The 20,281-nt window shown below is 30.7% G+C and carries 17 protein-coding genes; 2 read left to right on the top strand and 15 right to left on the bottom strand.

The window, feature by feature from the left end:
* Positions 1 to 209: 209 nt before the first annotated feature.
* The 10 genes from LK443_RS03225 to LK443_RS03180 all read right to left on the bottom strand — a co-directional run bounded on the left by LK443_RS03225 (position 210) and on the right by LK443_RS03180 (position 13,568).
* Positions 210 to 2,114 (bottom strand): UvrD-helicase domain-containing protein, encoded by a 1,905-nt coding sequence (locus LK443_RS03225; protein WP_227932098.1) that lies wholly within the window; start codon positions 2,112 to 2,114, stop codon positions 210 to 212.
* Positions 2,102 to 4,168, bottom strand: coding sequence for an ATP-dependent nuclease (locus tag LK443_RS03220; RefSeq protein ID WP_227932097.1), 2,067 nt, complete (start codon positions 4,166 to 4,168; stop codon positions 2,102 to 2,104). Before LK443_RS03220 ends, LK443_RS03225 begins: the two co-directional genes overlap by 13 nt.
* A gap of 75 nt (positions 4,169 to 4,243) precedes the next feature.
* The gene (locus LK443_RS03215) at positions 4,244 to 5,080 is read right to left on the bottom strand and encodes a nucleotidyl transferase AbiEii/AbiGii toxin family protein (RefSeq protein ID WP_227932096.1); all 837 of its coding nucleotides are present in this window, start codon (positions 5,078 to 5,080) and stop codon (positions 4,244 to 4,246) included.
* Entirely contained in the window at positions 5,077 to 5,664 is a 588-nt protein-coding gene (locus LK443_RS03210; protein WP_227932095.1) for a type IV toxin-antitoxin system AbiEi family antitoxin domain-containing protein, read from the bottom strand. The genes LK443_RS03215 and LK443_RS03210 overlap by 4 nt, the downstream gene beginning before the upstream one ends.
* A gap of 188 nt (positions 5,665 to 5,852) precedes the next feature.
* Positions 5,853 to 7,772: a recombinase family protein gene (locus tag LK443_RS03205; RefSeq protein WP_227932094.1), complete on the bottom strand. Its 1,920-nt coding sequence runs from the start codon at positions 7,770 to 7,772 to the stop codon at positions 5,853 to 5,855.
* 668 nt (positions 7,773 to 8,440) lie between these two features.
* On the bottom strand, positions 8,441 to 8,851 hold the full coding sequence (locus tag LK443_RS03200; protein ID WP_227932093.1) for a sigma-70 family RNA polymerase sigma factor: 411 nt from the start codon (positions 8,849 to 8,851) through the stop codon (positions 8,441 to 8,443).
* A 233-nt stretch (positions 8,852 to 9,084) separates the two neighbouring features.
* Positions 9,085 to 10,473 carry an MATE family efflux transporter gene (locus LK443_RS03195; protein ID WP_003060030.1) on the bottom strand — a complete coding sequence of 463 codons (1,389 nt, stop codon included), beginning with the start codon at positions 10,471 to 10,473 and terminating at the stop codon, positions 9,085 to 9,087.
* Between the two features lies 1 nt (position 10,474).
* The gene (locus LK443_RS03190; RefSeq protein ID WP_227932092.1) at positions 10,475 to 11,716 is read right to left on the bottom strand and encodes a PEP-utilizing enzyme; all 1,242 of its coding nucleotides are present in this window, start codon (positions 11,714 to 11,716) and stop codon (positions 10,475 to 10,477) included.
* Between the two features lie 5 nt (positions 11,717 to 11,721).
* Positions 11,722 to 12,948, bottom strand: a complete 1,227-nt coding sequence (locus LK443_RS03185) for a PEP/pyruvate-binding domain-containing protein (protein ID WP_227932091.1) — start codon at positions 12,946 to 12,948, stop codon at positions 11,722 to 11,724.
* A 23-nt stretch (positions 12,949 to 12,971) separates the two neighbouring features.
* Entirely contained in the window at positions 12,972 to 13,568 is a 597-nt protein-coding gene (locus LK443_RS03180) for a TetR/AcrR family transcriptional regulator (protein WP_003060389.1), read from the bottom strand.
* 352 nt (positions 13,569 to 13,920) lie between these two features.
* Here LK443_RS03180 and LK443_RS03175 point away from each other — a divergent pair, with 352 nt between their 5' ends.
* Together LK443_RS03175 and LK443_RS03170 are read left to right on the top strand one after the other, a co-directional pair.
* Positions 13,921 to 14,271: a plasmid mobilization protein gene (locus tag LK443_RS03175; protein WP_227932090.1), complete on the top strand. Its 351-nt coding sequence runs from the start codon at positions 13,921 to 13,923 to the stop codon at positions 14,269 to 14,271.
* Between the two features lie 5 nt (positions 14,272 to 14,276).
* The gene (locus LK443_RS03170) at positions 14,277 to 15,608 is read left to right on the top strand and encodes a relaxase/mobilization nuclease domain-containing protein (RefSeq protein ID WP_227932089.1); all 1,332 of its coding nucleotides are present in this window, start codon (positions 14,277 to 14,279) and stop codon (positions 15,606 to 15,608) included.
* Between the two features lie 19 nt (positions 15,609 to 15,627).
* Here LK443_RS03170 and LK443_RS03165 read toward each other — a convergent pair whose 3' ends face one another.
* From LK443_RS03165 to LK443_RS03145, 5 genes are read right to left on the bottom strand one after another with little or no spacing between them, the layout of a single operon-like run.
* On the bottom strand, positions 15,628 to 16,125 hold the full coding sequence (locus tag LK443_RS03165) for a TIR domain-containing protein (protein ID WP_115312101.1): 498 nt from the start codon (positions 16,123 to 16,125) through the stop codon (positions 15,628 to 15,630).
* Complete coding sequence (locus LK443_RS03160; protein WP_115312102.1) at positions 16,126 to 17,547, bottom strand: SIR2 family protein; 1,422 nt, start codon at positions 17,545 to 17,547, stop codon at positions 16,126 to 16,128.
* Positions 17,548 to 17,555: 8 nt separating this feature from the next.
* Positions 17,556 to 18,476, bottom strand: a complete 921-nt coding sequence (locus LK443_RS03155; protein ID WP_004819958.1) for a BsuBI/PstI family type II restriction endonuclease — start codon at positions 18,474 to 18,476, stop codon at positions 17,556 to 17,558.
* Entirely contained in the window at positions 18,469 to 19,965 is a 1,497-nt protein-coding gene (locus LK443_RS03150; RefSeq protein WP_227932088.1) for an Eco57I restriction-modification methylase domain-containing protein, read from the bottom strand. The genes LK443_RS03155 and LK443_RS03150 overlap by 8 nt, the downstream gene beginning before the upstream one ends.
* Positions 19,949 to 20,164, bottom strand: a complete 216-nt coding sequence (locus tag LK443_RS03145; protein WP_000036627.1) for a helix-turn-helix domain-containing protein — start codon at positions 20,162 to 20,164, stop codon at positions 19,949 to 19,951. Before LK443_RS03145 ends, LK443_RS03150 begins: the two co-directional genes overlap by 17 nt.
* Positions 20,165 to 20,281: the final 117 nt, after the last annotated feature.

The raw sequence follows: 20,281 nt of genomic DNA, 5'->3' as shown, positions 1-20,281 counted from the left end.
AATCAAGTTTTTATTTTTCAAATCAATCCACATGATTTGAAAAGTATCTTTCCGAACTTAAATATAGTATTCTAGTAAATACAATAAAAAAAGAATACCCTCATGCAAGAGTATTCTTAAAATAAAAATAGTAATTATCTTTTTTCATTCTATAGAATAATATTAAAAAGTAGCTTAAAACATAAGTAGAAATAGTACCTACTTTTCAATTAAATCGAAGAGAGATCTATAACATTTTCTTCTCCAAAATACTCTTTAGCTTTTTCTAATATGTCAGAATCATCAGTAGGCATATATATTATTAAATTCTTTTTTGCTCTTGTTATACATACATAAAATAATTTTTTTGTACGTTTCTGAACATTAGAGTTCGGAGATCCTTTCCCAAATAATGTTCTAAAGTCATATTTATTCCAATCAGACTCTAATACAAGCAATACATTGTCATATTCACTACCTTTAACACTATGTTGAGTACAAATTGGTGAAAATTCTTTTAAATATAAAACGCTTTTTCTATATTGATTAAATGTTATCTTTTTTATTCTCTCCCATAAATAAAACCCTTTATTTGAAATATAATCACTAAACAATTCATCTTCTTTGAGTAACCCTTTTACTTCCGCAAATTTTAATACATTTTCTATCGTTTGATTATCTTCACTTACAAGATAATCAATTGCTTGCTTAAGGCAAATCTTATCATTTCTATTATGAATAGAAAATTTTGTTATTCGTAGAAAATCATTAAATCTATTAGCCTCATATAATTCAATAATCTCCTCTAATATATCTAATCTGCGTAAAATCCTATCTCTATAAGAATTAGCTTCATATCTACCACTCATTCCATTTAATTTATATGACATGAGTGATTCCTTAGTGATTCTACATTTTTCGTAAGCTTCTTCCCATGACATATCTTCTAAAACACTATATATTGACTGATAAATTTCATTTCCGTTAATTTGATCTAACAGATCCACTTTGTTATATATCGGTTTTACCTCTAACGCTATTTCTCCCAAAGTCTTATTACAGTCTAAATTTCCCTTATCAATTTTTTTCTTTATCCCACTTATAAGCTTAGTTATCAAATCAGCATTATATAGATCATATAAGTCTTTAAAGCCAGTCATTTCAGCATTATATTTATGTGTTAGCCTTAACTCTTTTGTTTGTTTTCCATCAGAAAAATCCCAAGATTCAAAAATATTCTTCCCCTTTACACTTATAAAATCATTTATTTCAGTTCCATATAAAAATTTAATACTACCTTCTCTAATAGTACCATTTTCCATATTAGGTGCATTTATATCTTCTGAAGGTCTTTGCTCAATATCATCATCTCTAAACTTATTGGCTACTTCGATTACAACTCTTGGATTTCTTCGGTTTTGCGTCTTTACTATTTTAGTTAAATTATATTGATTTAAATTACCAACTCCGGCGTCATATATAGACTGCATTGAATCTCCAAAAAAACCAATTACATTTTTCTTATCGCTTTGCTCAAGATGCTTTAGTAAAATATCAGCAACTAAAGGACTTGTATCCTGATATTCATCAACAAAAATACAATCTGCAATATCCTTTAAAATGTCCGCTATTTTTTTATATTTCCCAAACATTTTCTCTGCAACAATCAAAATGTGATCATGGCTGATTTTCACTATATTTTCATCATTTGGCGTTACAGAATAATACTCGTCATAATCAACATAAAGATTTTCGAAATATTCTTCAGAAATTAAATCCTCAGAAAAATCTTTTGGCTTTTTAAAGTTCTTTTCATTATCATCGTTAATAAGCTCAACTAAAATATTTTTTATTTCATTCTGATATTTTCTGATAAGAGCCCATATAAACTCATGTATTGTTGAAACCCAAATATTCTCATTTTCTATTCTTGATAAAATTTCGGCAACTGCATTATTTGTATATGTAATGCATACTATCTTAATATCTGGAAATTCCTCTGTGAGTGCATTTATTAAGGAAATTAAGGAATATGTTTTTCCACTTCCTGCTCCACCTTCTAAAATAAAATTTTCACCATTTTTTATACATTGAAGAGCTTCTAATACTTCTTTTTCCAATGTTAGCGTATCCATAATAAGCCCTCCTCAATATAATGTGGAACTGCCCATTTTTCATCTTCTTCTCCATTCTCATCATCAAAATACAATAAGCTTGATGCAAATGCCGATTTCTTTTTCACATTATTTAAAGCAAAATTATAATAATCACCATTATCTATTTCATCATTCGAAAAATCTTTTAAAGCTCCGTACTCACAAAGACCTTCTTTATTCTTTAATATAAAGTCTTTATTTAACGCTATAAATGCATCTTCAAAACTACTTGCTTGGTACCCACCATCAGTTTCCGGTATTTGATAAGCTATTCTTATATTATTTTTAATTTTATCCTCAGGTGTTTTTTTTAAAAGTTCCTCAAATTCATTATTTGACTCATCAAGACAAGTATCTTTGAAAAAATCTTTTATCGAAGCGTTGCTTGTATACTTTGCTTCCTGAGGGTGAGATTTTACATATCTCCCATTGTTATTTTTAGTAGCGGCATCTATATCTGTGATTATTAAAACCTTAATACCTAAAAACTCAAATAATGGAATAAAGATATGTGAATGCGCTCCAACTTCTATTATAGAAATATTCTGTGATAATAGTGGTATAAGATTTGCTTTTGGCTTTTCTTTATTGTCAATCTTATGCATCATCATTGGCATTAAAATTCGTTCAGTATCTCCTTCTATACAAATAGCTTTATCAGTAAAGAAAAGTTCACTTCTATTCATTGTCAGATATTGTTTTACAAACTTAAATCCTTTCTGTTCATCTCCGCCATACTCTTCTTTTAAAGAATTAAAACTCTTAGCTATAACCGTATTTCCGTTTTTCTTCAAATATATAATGTCATCAAAGTTACATTCAGAAACTATATGTGATGAATGCGAAGTAATTAAAACCTGCAACTGCTTATTCTTTTCTTTCAACAACTTATTTCTATGTGCTTTGATATGAGATTTAATATTCCTTATAAATATATACTGTAACTGAGGGTGTGTATGTGCTTCAGGTTCTTCAATATATAAAAGATTTATATCTGCTGGTTGTTCAAACAATTCTTGTATATTGGTTTCAATCTCAAATAAAATACCAATTAAATTCAAATACCCCAACCCATTATATGTTTCTGGAAGCGAACAATCTCCCCCTTGTCTATAACTTAAGTTTGTATTATCTGACAATAAATTTTTCTCTGAAATAGATGACTCTATTGCTATATCAATTCCATTTTCTGCGCCACCATAAGTTTTAATAACATCTATAACATCACTAAAAATACCATCAATAGGTTCTTCACCTTCACTTTTTTCTCCATTGTAAATCTTATATAATTCTTTATCGGCTTCCTCCAATTTTTCTTCAAGTCTTGTAAATACCGATTCACTTTCATCTTTTGCAGCTTTATAAGAACTGAAATATTTACCAGTTAAACCTGATAAAACATGATTACGATCATCATTAGAAACCGCTCGATCAGCTCTTATTCCTGCCACTTTAATGACTTTTTGAATATCTTTATTATCAATTTCTTCTGATCTATCTTGCGTTATTTCGTTTGCTTCAACATCAAACCCTCTTGAATATTTTTTCGTTTCAAAGAAGTTTCCAAAATTCTTACTCATAAATTTGGAAAATGATTTAAAATCTTCAATATTTTTTTCACTCATAATGTTTTTTAATTCTATGATTTTTTTTGCAGCTATTAACGAAATAAATTCTAAAACTATTATGTTATTATCTGGATTTAAGTCCATCATGAATTTTTGAATATTCTCATATGAATCATTATCATTATACTCAATAAATAATTGCATATTAATAGTTTCTAATAATTGAACTTCATCCAGCTTTGTTATATCAAAACCAATTATTTTTTTATAAAGATCTTTCTGGCATTCTAAATTTATATCTTCCCAAAATAATTTAGATGAATTTAGCATTTTATCTAAAACAATAATGGATGACGTTTTTCCACAATTATTTTTACCTATAACTAGCGACAATTCATCTTTAAAATTTAACTCAAAATTTTTTAATAATCTAAAGTTTTTGACTTTCATCTTTTTTAAAATCATTTTAATACTCCTTTTTACCTTCTACATCAAACTTTTTTTTATATTTATTTTCCTAAAATCCTTTGTCTACTTACATCAACTTGTTGTTTCCGAGACAATTCTCACTACATCAACAACTTTATCAAAGGTCAGATCTTCAATATACTTATTTTCACTGCAATATACTTCCCACAAAGATCTTAGGTATGAATCTTCTTTTATTTCCTCGATTATTTCCTCATAGTCTTTAATTATCTCCTGACTTCCTCTTTTGTTTGAGGTTCTCTCTATTGCTTCTTTTAAAATTTTATAGTTTATCTCATCTTTTTTTAACTTATAGAGGGTGTATAGGTCGTAGAAGTCTCTCATTCGTGTTGTTGTTATATTTCTTCTGATTATGGTTTCATATTTTTCAGCTAAAATTGTTTCTAATGGATATGCCATTATTTTTATAGCTTCTTTGCTAAAGATACAGGGATAAGTATATTCTATTTCCCTTGGTGTTATTGCATCTCCTGTTGTTAGGTCTAGTTTCATTGGATTTTTAGTTTTACCAACATTTGCCATTAGTGATATTCTAAAATTCTCGTACTCGTCTTCATCTCTTATATAACTGATGTCTTTTATTTCAAATCTTATTCCATCATCTACATTGATATTTATAATTTCCTCTACAATTTCTTTTATTTTTTCTTCTTTTAGAGCTATGCCTTTAATGGTTGTATCCATGTCCATGGTTGTTCTATTTTCAATGCCGATTAAGGATGATATAAGGAATCCCCCCTTTATTACAAAATTACTTTTGTATGATGATTTAGATAGTCTGTCTAAAAATCTTTCGAAGAAATATATTTGCAGAACTTCTTGCGACTTCAGATTTTTCTTCTCTGCTAAACTTCTTATCTTACCCTTTATACTCTCGATATTAATCACGATAATACCTCCATGTATTTTCTAATTTCATCTTCTATTTTAAATAGTCTACTGTATTTTATGAGTCGCCTTAGATTTTTATTTGGTGATTTAAAATATCTTTTTATTGCTTCTGTAAAAATTTGCTTATCTATTTTTTCTCTGTCTATTATGATATCGCAAATTGTTCGATCTATATCGTAAACTGGAATAAGGTTGCCTTGTGGTGATTTTATTTCTGTCTTTCCTATTTCGTATAAGTCTTTTTTTACATAGTGAACTTGTAGATCCTCATATCTTTTTTTGATATGGCTTGCATTATAGCCTTGGGGCACAGATATGTGAAATACATTTGGAGTCCTATCGGATAGGTCGTGGAGGTATAGGGCTGTTTGATGGGAAAATATAATTCGATTGCTATTAGATGATATTAAAACAAAATCGTCTATTACTTTTCCTTTTAATTGATATAGTCCTGGTCTTAATCTTTCTAATTGTCCGATTTTTGTTAATTCTGATAAATTATGCCTACTATATCCAAGTTCTTCTGCTTCTTTATTAGTTATTACTAAATTTTCTTGTATATATTCTTTAAGTGTATTCATAGTCCACCTCCTCTCGTTTACGCTTTTATTATATGTTATAAAAGCGAATATGTAAAGTTGGCTTGTGATTGTTTTATATTTTGAAAAGGATGTAACGAATCCTTACTCCCTTCAATAAAAAAAGAGCAGCTTTTTATGCTACTCTTGTAGAAAGTACAAAATGAGTTAATTATATTTTTTGTGTTTCCTCATACTAGTCTCAAAACAACTCTCACGTCCATATAGTTTTTTTGAGTCTTTTTGACATATCCTTCTTCGTCTTTTTCAAATACAAAATGCTTATAAAACTGCTTAAAATGCAGGATTTCTAAATTTACATCTTTTGTATCAACGCTATAGCTTCGACATGTGTTGTCAATAGGATAGGAACACAAATTATTAACCTCGTCGCTTGATTGAGGATACAATTTGTTATCAGTTTTCTCATCAACTTCCTTAGCATTTTTTCTTCTACTCTTAAATAATCTTCCGTCCTGAGAATCCTTTTTCCCTGTCTTATATATGATAGTAATCATTGCAGGATCAATTTCTCCTTCATCGTTAGTTCCTCCAATGATGATTTTATCTACTATACTTTCAAATACAGCTCTATCAAATTCCTCAAGGTATTTATTGGATTCAAGTAATTTTTTAAAACCCTCAAGCCTTTTCTTCAATGCTTTTTCATCAGTAAGTGTTACTTCTAAAGTCCTTTTTTCTGCAAGTAATTTCTCTTTGCTAATGGCTATTTCATTATACTTGTCCTGATATATATCCATGCTGATTGACTCATTCAGCCTTAACTCAACAAGATCCTTTTCTTTCTTTAGCACCTTATCAAGTTGATTTGTAATCTTCTTCAGATCTTTAGCTAAACTGTTGTCTTTCAATTCTTCTTCCACAGTTTTAAGGAATTCATTGGTAATTTCCACATTATTATGGCATACCTGACGATAGCTTTCCATAAATGCTTTTTCTATGGCTTCTTCTTCAATCCCTTTACTATGCGGACAATACTTCTTTCCGTTTTTAGTGGCATTGACACACTGCCATATAACTTTTGTGTATTCTGAACTCGAATGCCAATTTCTTCTTGAAAGATTATGACCGCAAAATCCACATTCAAGCATACTGCTAAAAGCATATTTTCTTGAATACTTTTCTCTTTTACCACCATTATTGGCAACAGTATTTCTGTTTTTTGACCTTCTCAATCTAATACCTTGAGCTTTTTCAAAATCTTCTTCTGAAATGATTGGCTCGTGATGGTTTTCTATATAAAACTTATCCTGTTCTCCATAATTGTCCAATCTTCTCTTTGAAATAGGATCAACCGTATAGGTCTTTCCCATCATAAGATCCCCTTTATATTTTTCGTTTTTTATGATTCCTAAAACAGTTGTTTCAGTCCATCTTTTATTTCCTCTTGGCGATAAATATCCTTGTTCTTCCAGTTCTCTGGAAATTACCATACCGCCAACACCTTCAATGTATCTTCTGAAAATATATCTTACAATCTCAGCTTCTTTTTCATTGATAGAAATACTTTTGGTTTCCGGATCATAGTCATAGCCTAAACACCCTTGAAAGCCGACCATTTCTCCTCTTTCCATCTTCATTCTCAAACCTTTTTTGACATTGGCTGAAATGTTCTCTACTTCCTGTTGAGCAACTGAACTTAAAATTGTTAAAAGCAACTCACCGTCCATTGTTAAGGTGTTTATGTTTTCTTCTTCAAAAAAGACTGCAACATTAAATTCTTTCAGCTTTCTTACATACTTTAAGGTATCTAATGTATTTCTCGCAAATCTTGATATAGACTTTGTAATTATCATATCTATATCGCCATTCATACAGTCATTTATCAACCTTTGAAAGTCAATTCTTCGATCAACCTGTGTTCCTGTTATCGCTTCGTCAGCATATATTCCGGCAAGAGTCCACTCGTTATTCTTCTGTATAAATTCTGTGTAGTGCTCTACCTGAGAATTATAGCTGTTAATCTGATCTTCGGTATCCGTACTAACTCTGCAATAAGCTGCCACTCTCTTTATTGAGCGTTCAACACAGCCTGATGCAGTTCTTTTCAGTGTGGTATCACCTTTAATAACTTTTACTTCTTTCTTCACTGCATCCGCCTCCTTTTTTTGTATCTTTCTATGCAGTCTTATTATACCACACTTGCAAAACATTATAAATATAATTCTGTTGAAATGTTGTACTTTTTCATCAGTTTTAACTTTATCTTCCTATATTCAATATCATTTAGTAAATGTTTGGAAAGCAAAATAGATAGCATAGATAATTGGAGGCTATATTTTAGTAATTCGTTATTCATTCGAAACCCTCCTTGTTAAAATTCATTTTTAAGTTTTTTGACATTGGTAGGTGCTTGGCAGCAACATAGGAATCTCACCTCCGCCCCTTATTAAGACGAGCCGGCTTAAACTATTGAAGTATCATTATCACTACTTGTATCACCGAACAGATTGCCACCTCTGTTTTTTATGTATTCTTATTTATCGCTCACTTTCTTGTATCCTTGGCTAACCCAGTATTCATAGAACCGAAATTGCTTTCAGCAGAAAGGTCATGGCGTAAGTCATAATTCTCCACAAGTAGATAAAGTCCTACCTTGGTCTATTCAGTTGTCAAAGATCAATATTTGAAAGGGATTGTTTTCTTTACATTTTCCTATTTGCCATAAGCAGGCTATCTCTTATTCAAGAAAGTAAAGGAGGTCAAACTCCCCTTCACTTTACATAAGGAAAATTTGACCCCTTTGGTTACCGAACTTCTAAAGTTCTTTGATGAATTTTTTCAGCTTTTCAAGAATTTTGTTTCTTCTTTTGATTAAAGCCGGATGTGTAATACTTTTTAGCTTTGCCACTGAGCGAACCGTTTCATCATTGAAATACAAGCGTTCAATAATATCTCTTTCTTCTGCATTGAGCCTTGATATAGCATTTCTGACTGCTTCAATCATCATCTGTGTTTCAACAATCTTTTCTACATCTACACTTTCATCAACAATATTATCTACAAAGTGTCCATCGTGATCCAATGATGAAAAAAAGAGCAAGTGGTTTTTTCTGTCCACCTGCTCTAAATACTTCTCGTGTTCTCTTTCTCGCCAGTAGACTTTGTATATCTGCTCGCTGACTTTGACCTTTTGCCCTCTGACATAAAGGTAATATTCTTTTGGCATATATGCTTCCTCCATTTCTTTTTTTGTCTGCTTGTTTTCAGGCAAAAAAAGGAGGACTTCTGCACATAGGCATAAGAAGTCCTCTGAAATGAAAGAATACTGCTCTTTCTCTATACTTTAAATTTGATTTTTTATGGTAATTACTAATATCAAAAAGGTCTGTGATTTTTTTCTATATAAACATTAGACCTAAAATAATACATAGTAATTTCCTCCAACTATTCAACCTGTTGCTAATTCATATAACGTATATTCCCCTCGTTTTTTAGTTCATTTTTTATTTTATAAACAACAATAACAGCCAAAGCAAATGACAACACATCAGAAACAGGTTGCAATAAATATATCCCAAACTTCTCATATAAATTAGTAAGTAAATATAAAAGAGGGATGTAGAAAATACCTTGCCTTGAAATCGAAATTATCAACGACCAAAAATATTTACCTATGTTTTGCATCAACATACTACTTATCGCATAATAGGCTAACAATGGAATTGTTATGCATTGCATTCTAAGTATTTGCACTCCTATAGAAATAACTTCACTATCTTTAGACATTGCAATAACAAAATGTTCCGAAAAAATATATAGCACCACTGCTGATATAATCAAAAATATAGTTCCAACAACAACTGTCAAATTAAATGCTGATCTAACTCTGCCATATTTTTTTGCACCATAATTCATTGCACAAATAGGTTGAAACCCTTGCCCCCATCCAATCATAATCATATAAGCTATGGCAACTATTCTTGAACTAACGGTTAAAGCTGCAATAATACTGTCCCCAAAGTTTGCTGCAACTCTATTCAATAAAATGAGAGAAACACTTGTAATTGCTTGCCTTGAAAAGTTAGGCATTCCTCCTACAAGAATATGGTATATGCGTTCTTTACTACATTTGACATTTTTCAAAGAAACAGGAATATTACCATTTCCTTTTGCCAACATAGTAAGTGCAATACACGCAATTATTTGACCTGTCAAAGTTGCATATCCAGCTCCAACAAACCCACACTTGAATATAAACATAAATACAGGATCAAGAATCATATTGCTAAACATTCCTAAAAGCAAACCTATCATTCCATCTTTTACATTTCCACAAAGTCGTAATTGATTATAAATAGTAATTGAATACAGACTAAATGGAACGCTTATTATAATCACCTTTAAATACTGAGTAGTAAATTTAAATAAGTTAACAGAAGCATTCCCACCAATGAACTTTGTCAAGTCAGATATAAAAATCCATGACATTATAGCTATTAAAAATCCACTTATAATAGAAAATACTATTCCGATTGAAGAAATAATTATTGCCTCTTCCTCATCTTGTTCTCCAAGTTTTTTAGACATAATATTCCCACTGCCATATCCAAACCAAAAACCAATAGCCTGAATAATACTCACGAAGCTAAAAACAACACCAATAGCAGCTGTCATCGATTTATCATTTAAAAGTCCGACAAAAAATGTGTCTGTCAAATTATAAATAACCATAATTAGCATACCAACAATTGTTGGAACAGACATTTTTACTATCAAAGGTAAAAGCGGTTCACTTAAAATCTTTTGCCTTCTCAATTCTTTTTGATCTATTTGATTTTTTGATTTCATATCAGCAACCTATGACCTCGCCGGTATTACCATCTACTTGTATGGTATCTCCATCTTTGAATTTGGTAGTTGCAAAACCAACTCCAAGAACTGCCGGTATATTATATTCTCTTGCAACAATTGCAGCATGGCTTAAAGCAGAACCTGTATCTGCCACAACAGCACTTGCCAGCTTAAATAATGGAGTCCACTCAGGATCTGTAAGATGACAAACTAATATATCTCCTTTTTTCATTTTATAAAATTCTTTGGGACTATTTATCAGGCACACCTTTCCAACTGCAATACCAGTGCTTCCGCTTACTCCTTTTAAGACATCACCATCCGTTTTAAAAATCAATAACTTTGAAGCTTCCCATACTTTCATTGCTAAAGGAAATTTTTCGTTTCTCCTATTTATTTTTTCCTTATCTGATTCATTTAAATTACCTCTGTTAATTGCTTTAAGTAATTCTTTATGAAAAAGATTAGCCACTCCTATTTCTATGTTTTCATCACCCAAGAGTATAAAGTTAATTCTTTTAACACACTTCCTTACATAATAAAATAGTGTTTCCCACAAATATTGACTTTCTTCACGAACCACATGAAAATATCTAAAATATTTTATCTGTTTTTCTATATCCTGATACTTTTTACCATAGATTCCCTCTATACTCTCCATAAGCTTAGAAAAATCCTTTGTATCTTTACTTTCATTACTATTTTCATTTAATATAGGTCGTAATATATTTGTTAGCCTATCAGGATCTTCGAGAAATGTTTTTGCAGATAAACAATAACAGTTATAATCAGATTTAAAGCCATTATCTTTCATAAACTCATCTGATATATTCTTAAAATCATTAAACTTTTTATATAATTCCTTAAAATTATCTCCGGAAATTATCGCTCTTTTTAAAGCTTCATTTTTTCTTATATCACAAGCCATTGTATAGACATCATTTGTAATCACCGATGTTTTATTATCTAAGTCCCAATAAAAATCAAACGATGAGTAATTGCTATTTACTTTTTTTATTATTTTGGTAAATTTCTTGCTATTTAATACTGATGGAAATAAGGCATACTTAAATCTATCATAAGCAAGCTTTTGCAAAAGAGCATAACTTTCTTCTAAAAAATTTCCACACTCCATTAATGTCATATTTTCAAAATTTAAGTGCTTGATTTCTTCTATCTCAGTTTCATATATATTCATAAAATCTTTGCACTTCTTATAACAGAACTCAAAATCTTTCATGTTCTTTAAGATATTAAAAAATTGAAAATATTCTTTCCAATTCGCTTTCCTTCATCAGAAAAAGTTTGTATGCCATCATCATCTATAATTGGATTTCTTGGTAAAATAATCCCACCTTCTGATAAAATGTTTACTTTCTGATCATTAATTGCCATTAAATAATCGAAATCAAGGACTCTATGTGCAAAAGGCATTTTTTCTAAAAAGAATGACATTACTTCTCGTGTATCCTTTTTGATTTTTTTACCCTTTATATACTTCTCTATTAAATCATTGCCAGTTATATCATTTCCGGAATTTTTTAATGTGGTAATCGCTCTCGCCTGTAAAATATATACAATATCATTTTTGATTGCCCATTCAATATCCATAGGCATGCGATAGTGTTTTTCAATCTCTAAACCACACTTCATAAGTTCAAGTATTTCTCTATCATTTAATGCACGAGTTTTTCTTTTATCAGAGCTTACTGCTACTTCAACAGTTTCCTTATCCCCATATATAATCTGTGTTTCCTTGCTTCCAATATTTACTTGAGCTATTTTCCCTGATTTATCAATAATGTAGCTATCAGCTGTAACTCTTCCGCTTACAACACTTTCTCCTAATCCAAAGCTTGCATTTATTTGCATTTCATTTTCTTTTTTGTTTACTGGATTTACGGTAAATAAAACTCCTGATTTTTCACTCTCTATCATTTCTTGAATAACAACTGCAATAGAAACTGAAGTTTGATCATAACCTTGATGAAATCTATAACTTACAGCTCTATTTCCCCAAAGCGAAGCATAACAATTACGCACTGCATTCAATACACTTTCAATACCTTGAACATTTAAATAAGTTTCTTGTTGCCCTGCAAAACTGGCATCTGGCAAATCTTCTGCCGTTGCTGAAGAACGCACTGCAACTCTTGTATTATTTCCAAGATCAAAATATTTTTCTCTTATTGCATTCTCTAACCTTTCAGGAAATTTTCCAGACTTTATCTTTCCTCTAAAATGCTCAGCTTCATTTAGAAGTTTTCTTTTATCATCTACTGATTTTTTAATTCCATTTTCAATGAGAATATCAATCCCATTTACTTTTAAAAAATCTCTATATGCGTCTGCTGTTATAACAAATCCACTTGGAACATTTATTTTAGCAGAAGTCATTTCTCCAAGATTAGCACCTTTACCTCCAGCAACTAATACATCTTCCTTTTTTATCTCATTAAAATCCAGAATCATTGTTATCACCTTCCCTTATACAATTAAATTTCTATATATTTAAAAACAATGCTTTGTATATAAATATTAAGCACTTCTTCAAAGGTATCTTTATTAAAATGGAAATAATTTGAACATAGAACAAAGCTGCCAACAAAGGCATTTGATAAGCCTTGCTTATCTACGCTTTTTACTACATTATTTTTGTACCAATAATCTATTAACCTATCCAAAAAATCACCATATAGATTTTCTACTCTATTCACTTTCTTTGAATCTTGACTTGCAAATATTCTAAATGCCTCTTTATAAATTGGCTGAGTTTTAATTTTCTCAGTCATATCTATCGAATACTTATAAATTACCTCTGAAAGGAATTTTTTAGGATTCGTGAGTGAATTTGAAAATTCTCTTTCAATGTTTTCCAATTTTTGTATTGACCTATATGCCATTAAATCGATGATAAGAGATTCTTTGTCTTTCCAAAAATTATAGAAACTTCCTTGTGCTATTCCTACTCTTTTTGTCAATTCCGAAATACTAAGTGATTTTGTACCTTTATCATGAAATAAATCAAGAGCAGTTTCCATAATACTTTCTTTGATTTTTATCTTTTCTTCTTCTGTAAATGCCTTTGCCATTTTTAACCTCCAAACTTCTCAAACCAATCTATGAATTTTTTATTTTTTATTCATAGATATTATAACACCCACAATTTTAAAAGTCAATGAATATTTTGTTTTATATTCACAGATAGTCTCGAATTGAATAAATCATTATAATTTGGTATAATATAGTTATAAATTCAAAACTTGCTTAATGCTTGCTATCTAATTCATTCTTATGTAGCAAGCACAGTAAGTGTACGGACACTTACGAAAAAATTGATAAAAAAAGAAGCAGCCCTCTGGGATCTGCTTCTTTTTTTATCAATTTTTAACTTGTTAGGGTGTACCCTAAGACCCCGAAATACATTCAAAGGAGGATTTACCTATGGCAAATAGAATGCGAAATGAAAGACTGGAAATTAAATTAACCGAAGAAGAAAAGGCTCTTTTTGAAGAGAAAAGAAAACTTGCTAAGTGTAGAAATATGAGCCATTTCATTCGCAAGTGCGTTTTAGAAAAGGAAATATATCAAGTGGATTTAGAACCGTTTAGAGATTTACAGGGCTTGCTTTCCAACGCTACAAACAACATCAATCAGATTGCAAATCGTGTAAATTCTATCGGCATAATTTACAAAGATGATATAAACGATATGAAAAAGCAGATTGAACATTTCTCAAAAGAGTTGTGGCAGATACATTCACTGCTTCTTAACAGAACTTCCGGAGGTGATTAAATTTTATGGCTATTACAAAAATACATCCTATAAAATCAACCCTTAATCTTGCCATTTCATATATTGTTAATGGAGAAAAAACAGATGAGCAAATCTTAGTAAGCACTCATAAATGCCATCAGGAAACTGCTCATACCCAGTTTTTAAGAACACGAAATGATGCCGGAACAAACGGAACTGTTCTTGCAAGACACCTTATTCAATCCTTTTTACCCGGAGAAGCAAGTCCGGAAATAGCACATCAAATCGGTCTTGAACTGTGTAAAAAGATATTAAAGGATGAGTACGAATATGTCTTATCTACCCATATAGATAAAGGGCATATCCACAATCACATCATATTCAATAATGTAAATATAGTTACAGGCAAGTGCTACCAATCCAACAAGAGAAGCTACCACCAAATCAGGTATCAAAGCGATAAACTATGCAAAGAAAATAATCTATCTGTTATTGATGAGTTCTACGAGAGCTATAAGAGAAAGTACAAAACAAATGGTAAGTCATGGTATGAAAATGAGCAATCTAAGAAAGGCAATTCTTGGAAAAGCAGACTTCAATTTGATATTGATCGTTTGATAAAACAGTCTAAAGATTGGGAGGAATTTCTAAAGAAAATGGCGAAACTTGGTTATGAAATAAAACATGGAAAACACATTGCTTTTAAGCCAAAAGATAAGCAAAGATTTACAAGGGCTAAGACGATTGGTGAGGACTATACCGAAGAAAGATTAAAAGAGCGTATTACGGAAAATCAAACGATTAAAACCCCACCTGTCAAAAAACGAATCGGAAATATCATCAATATGAATACCAATGCCAAAGTGAAAGAGAGCAAAGGCTATGAATATTGGGCAACCAAGCATAACTTAAATACAATGGCTGAGTCAGTTATTTTTATCAGAGAACATGGCATTAAATCCGTTAAGCAGCTTGATGAATACATTAGGAAAAGTGCTGAAGAGAGACAGAACTTACAAGATAAAATCAAAGAAATTGACAAGGATATGCAGCTACTTTCTAATACGATGGAACAAATTCATACCGTTAAAAAGTATCGAGCCTGTTACAAGGAATATAAGGCAAATCCATCGGACAAGGCATTTTTTGAAGAATACAAATCGCAAATTGCGCTCTATGAAACTGCTCTTTCCAAGCTAAAAAGCTCCTATTCTAAACTTCCAAATTCAAAGAATATTTTAGATAAACTTGATAAATTGCAAGAAAAAAAGAATACCCTAATGCAAGAGTATTCTTCTACCAAATCTACTATGGACGAGCTTTATCAAATACGAAAGAACTATGGAATTTACATGGGTAAGGAGATGGAGAGATAGCTTTTCTCTCCATCATTTATTACCAAGTTGATGGTTTGTGTTCAATACCATATTCTATCAAATCTTCTATGTTATCCTTGATGTCATTATAAACATTATCACTTGCTGACCAATTGGACTCAAAACATTTAACATATTTAGACATTGATACTCCGCTTATATTATAGTAATCAAAAGGATTAGAACCTTTACTATCTTGTTCACCCTTTGCGTTTTTCAGTTTGTGAATATAGATTCCTACAATTCCTTTATTTAACTCATATGCTTTTTTTATTTCATAATTTATCCATTTTCTGTTTGCTGTTTTTTCTCCAATCAAAACAACTAAACATGAACGCTTATTCAACTGTTCATCAATCCATTCTTTAATTTTACTTTCAGTTTTTTCTTTTACTTCCTCCCAGTCATTATCAGAAAAGGTAGAACTACTGTCTACTTTCCCCATGTTGCGAACCTGTCCTGCCCTCCAATTATCATTATCGTAATGAAAGCTAAAAAATACCTGTCTTTTTGCCATTTAAAGCTCCTCCTTGTTTAATATTTTAACTGCTTGAACTATGTTTTTAACAGACATATCAATATCGCCATCGCATTGTTTATTTGCCTGTTCAATTGCACTTATTGTATTTTTATCTGTAATTTCTCGAGTTATTTTATTGAATATTTCTTTAGCTGACCCACCAGTATGTTCAATTGGTAAACATACTAACCCATGCTTTTTACATAACTCAAATTCATCTATAACTCCACTTGCAATATTTTCTGTTTCTTTGTTTCCAAAAATGAATATAGCGATTCCGCAATTATCAATCATTTGCTCTCTATTTTCTTTATATAACTTATCTAAATCTATTCCCAATGAGCTATTTTGCGGGAAAGGCATAAGCGTCAAAAAATCACTTATTTTGGAATTATGATTCAAGCAATAATCTGCGACACCATTTAATATAAATTCACCTACCCCTTTGCCATATCCATTCACAATACGATAACCATTCTTTGATAGTTCAAAAGATAGCTTGTGAATAAAATTTTTACCAGTTTCATGAGAATAACCCGGATAACAATATGCACTACCCGATACAAATATTGTTTTTCTTCGATATCTATCTACAAGTATACTTAATATGTCAGTAATTTCATTATAGTCATCTACCAAATAGGTAAAAATACCATACCTATTTATATCTTCTATTTGCAGCTCTTGTCTTACTTTTTTGTACTCATAATCCTCATCAGTATCTTGAACTCTTTTCATAATACAATAATGTTTTCTTGTATTCTTTTCGTCGAGTAATACCCTTAATCTTCCTATTACATAGTTAAAGTTTGGATCTTCAAAGCTAAATCCTAAAAATAGAAATGTCTTGGTAAGCAAATCGCCCTCTAAAACCTCTCTGAATAATTTTCTTTTGTTATATCCAAATTCTTCATAATCACTTCTTGTAAGTACTGCATCTTCAGGAGATTCTACATCGCCATGCAATTTGTATACTATTGCATCAAAATTATAATTTGTACCTCTTAGTTGTTCATCCTTTGTTTTTACATAAGGCTTTTTCATATTGGTTTCTAAAGCCTTTTCTATTAACTTATCATAATTTGTTGTCCAAAAAGTTGAAATGGGTAACTGTGATAATAATTTATGATTTTCAGTGGGTTTTACTAATTGAGAAAATTGACCTTTGATAAGATCATCTATTGATGTTCTCTTTTTCGAATTAGAATAATACTGAGCCAAATTAACCAAATCATTTTCTTTTTCAACATCTAATCCAATCTCTTCTGCTGGTTCTCTGAGAAGTTCTTTCCAACTACAAAACCCAGCAGGAATTGATAATCCTGCTCCAATAAATGCTCCTAATTCATCACTTTTAATAGCTTTTTCAATTTCTCTAATCAAATCTTTTTTGGATACTTCACCTTTAATAAAAAACACCTCCCTCATTATTTTCTCGGTCCTAAGAATTTATCCCCATTTAGATGAATCATATGGTCTGGCATATCCGCAATCCATACTTCCGTTTCCCACGCTAAAGACTCTGAAAATTTCTTAAATGTTTTAAAGTCTAAAAATGCTGTTACATATATTTTCCCAGCTGAAACATTTTCCGTCATTTCTTCAATTTCTTTTATTCTTTTTGGCTCCATTGCACCTACAGAAGTTACAGACTCAACAAAGTAAATCCAGTTCTTATCTTCTGAATATAAAACAACATCCGGCATTTTGTCATGGAGTGTTATCTCAAAGCCTAATTCTTTTAGTTTCTCCTCATTCTTCACCAAATCCTTTTGAATTGTATCACCAACATACAAACATTCAGAGTTCTCAGCAAATCGTGGAGCAAATTCTTCAATAATAAATTTCTGTAATTGATTGTGTTTACCGGGAGAAAATGTGAACTCGTCCCCGTTTATTTTAACAGGCATTTTTCTTACTGCTTTTTTAGAACTATATAGATCAATTAAGTTCTGATGAGATTTTAAGAAAATATTCTTCTGTTCTTCCCACAGACTTGATTGAAATGTTTTTACTAATAACAACATTTCATCAGTTAATCGATACCTGTAATTAGGGCTATTTGTTGCTTTCCCATTATCTTCAATAAATGCTGCATTCCTAAAATGATGCATCGCCTGTTTACGGAATGTTTCTCTACTATTCTCTGCATATGAAACCTCATAAAACTCTCTAATAAAGGCAATAACATCATGTATTCTTATCCATTTATTAGTTGCATTAGCCCATTCATCATTCTTTTTAATATCTGCCATTGCCAAAATAACATATCCACATAGATCTGACTGCTGTTTTGGTGGAACCTTAAGCTCACTTAAAATATTCTTTGCTTCTTCTAATTTAGACATATATAAATCTCCCTAATATTTCATCACAATTTTCTTCAGACATATCCTTTAATTTAATCAGTTCCTTTCCCATATTCTCAATACAGGTTAGTGGCGGAATTGGCATCGAGTTAATTTCAGTAGCATTCACTTGAGTTGATCCATTTAAAATTCTGTAATAATTATCATAAAGCGTAGAGTTCATTACAACATACAAACCATAAACCAAACAATCTGATAATCCTTGTAAGCCTGTAATAAAATTTATCTTATTCTGTGTGCTAATTGCCTTATATGTTGAAAAATTTTTAGCTAAATAAATTCCACATTGTAATCTACGCTTTTCTTCCTTTGCCGTAAATCTTTTCACAAATAAATAATTAGTGTTCTCCTGCAATAATCCTTTTTGCTCCGTTAATAGATACTCATTTTCTTTTCCAACAGGAAAAATCACTTTACCATCTTTTATATGTTGCGAATAAAATAAAGGAACTGCTTTTTCCTCTGCATCATTTCTTAGAGACTCTCGATTTCTAAAATCAACTGTCAAACCAGTTTTCATTTTCAAGCCAAGAGTTGGCAAGGTATCATTCCATTCATTTACCTTTTTAATCGTATCAGCTTCTTCTTTATCAGTTATCAAAAAAACATATTTGTGTTCTCCAGAAACAACCATATCGTAAGGAGCTTCAAAAACAGTCTTGCTGTCGAAATCAAAATTAGCGTTCGTTGTAGTTATAGTAATATTTTTAGGCTTGTTAGATTCTTTCTTAGCCTTAATAATTATTGTTTCTTGCAAAACAGCTTCCTTATCGAAAACTTTATCTCTGCTCACAAATAAATGAATATGCCTCAAAACTACTTCTCTTAAAAATTTCTCGCGAAACTTTCTGAAATAAGCTCCAGAAGTCCATGATCTCGGAACGATAAATACTAATTCGCCATTATCGACTAAATTAAAACTTGCCATCTCCATAAAAAGAAAATACAAGTTTGGTGCTCCATAACAGATGTCAGGCATAGATAAAGCTTCATTAGCCGTTTTCCCAATCTTTAAATAAGGCGGATTTCCTATAATCACATCGTATTTTTCAGGTTCAGTACACGCACCCAGCATGTTGTTGTATTCAAGCGTTTGACTCGTTATATAATTATCTTTGACTATTTTGTATTCAATTTTTAATGATGAATTGTCTCTTATCCACAACAAATTTTTATTTAAAAGTTCTAAAATATCACCATCAGTTTCATAACAAGTTATTTTTATCGTTTTAATCTTATCTGTATCAATTATTCTTTGGACAAGTGCCGCAGTAAGTATCCCTGAACCCGCTCCCGGATCAAGTATAGAAATTTCTTTTGAAAATGATGATAAATCAAATAATGATGCCATAAAAAGAGCTGTTTCTTTGCTTGTAAAAAATTGCCCATTTTTCTTGCGAATTTCTTTTGGCATCTGTTCAATATATTTATTTGTAGATTCAATTACATAATCAATTATTTTCATCATTCACCAACTCCATAATTTCATTTATACCACAGTTCAAACTATCACATATTCTGACAATCACATCAGTAGTGATATTCTCACTATTCTTCATTTTATAAAAAGTACTTCGACTAACTTCCGCTTTTTCCATTAGCTCAGAGTTTTTCATGTCTAAATCTATCATTTTTTTAAATAGCTTTTTATAACTTATTTTTGACACAATTGTCCTCCCCATGCATCTGATTTCTTTTTTATCATTATATCATATTTATTCACTTTTTTCACTACAAACTTCCTTTTACGCAAACATACGCCATTTGTATAAAAAAAGAGTCGG

This window comes from Granulicatella elegans (assembly GCF_020735385.1).
Taxonomy (GTDB): Bacteria; Bacillota; Bacilli; order Lactobacillales; family Aerococcaceae; genus Granulicatella; species Granulicatella elegans_B.
This window is presented reverse-complemented; position numbering and strand designations above follow the sequence as displayed.

What these genes read in the sequence shown, in the direction of transcription:
- LK443_RS03225 (WP_227932098.1), bottom strand. Translation starts at nt 2,114, where the DNA reads ATGGATACGCTAACATTGGAAAAAGAAGTATTAGAAGCTCTTCAATGT.
- LK443_RS03220 (WP_227932097.1), bottom strand. Translation starts at nt 4,168, where the DNA reads ATGATTTTAAAAAAGATGAAAGTCAAAAACTTTAGATTATTAAAAAAT.
- LK443_RS03210 (WP_227932095.1), bottom strand. Translation starts at nt 5,664, where the DNA reads ATGAATACACTTAAAGAATATATACAAGAAAATTTAGTAATAACTAAT.
- LK443_RS03200 (WP_227932093.1), bottom strand. Translation starts at nt 8,851, where the DNA reads ATGCCAAAAGAATATTACCTTTATGTCAGAGGGCAAAAGGTCAAAGTC.
- LK443_RS03195 (WP_003060030.1), bottom strand. Translation starts at nt 10,473, where the DNA reads ATGAAATCAAAAAATCAAATAGATCAAAAAGAATTGAGAAGGCAAAAG.
- LK443_RS03190 (WP_227932092.1), bottom strand. Translation starts at nt 11,716, where the DNA reads ATGAAAGATTTTGAGTTCTGTTATAAGAAGTGCAAAGATTTTATGAAT.
- LK443_RS03185 (WP_227932091.1), bottom strand. Translation starts at nt 12,948, where the DNA reads ATGATTCTGGATTTTAATGAGATAAAAAAGGAAGATGTATTAGTTGCT.
- LK443_RS03180 (WP_003060389.1), bottom strand. Translation starts at nt 13,568, where the DNA reads ATGGCAAAGGCATTTACAGAAGAAGAAAAGATAAAAATCAAAGAAAGT.
- LK443_RS03175 (WP_227932090.1), top strand. Translation starts at nt 13,921, where the DNA reads ATGGCAAATAGAATGCGAAATGAAAGACTGGAAATTAAATTAACCGAA.
- LK443_RS03170 (WP_227932089.1), top strand. Translation starts at nt 14,277, where the DNA reads ATGGCTATTACAAAAATACATCCTATAAAATCAACCCTTAATCTTGCC.
- LK443_RS03165 (WP_115312101.1), bottom strand. Translation starts at nt 16,125, where the DNA reads ATGGCAAAAAGACAGGTATTTTTTAGCTTTCATTACGATAATGATAAT.
- LK443_RS03155 (WP_004819958.1), bottom strand. Translation starts at nt 18,476, where the DNA reads ATGTCTAAATTAGAAGAAGCAAAGAATATTTTAAGTGAGCTTAAGGTT.
- LK443_RS03150 (WP_227932088.1), bottom strand. Translation starts at nt 19,965, where the DNA reads ATGATGAAAATAATTGATTATGTAATTGAATCTACAAATAAATATATT.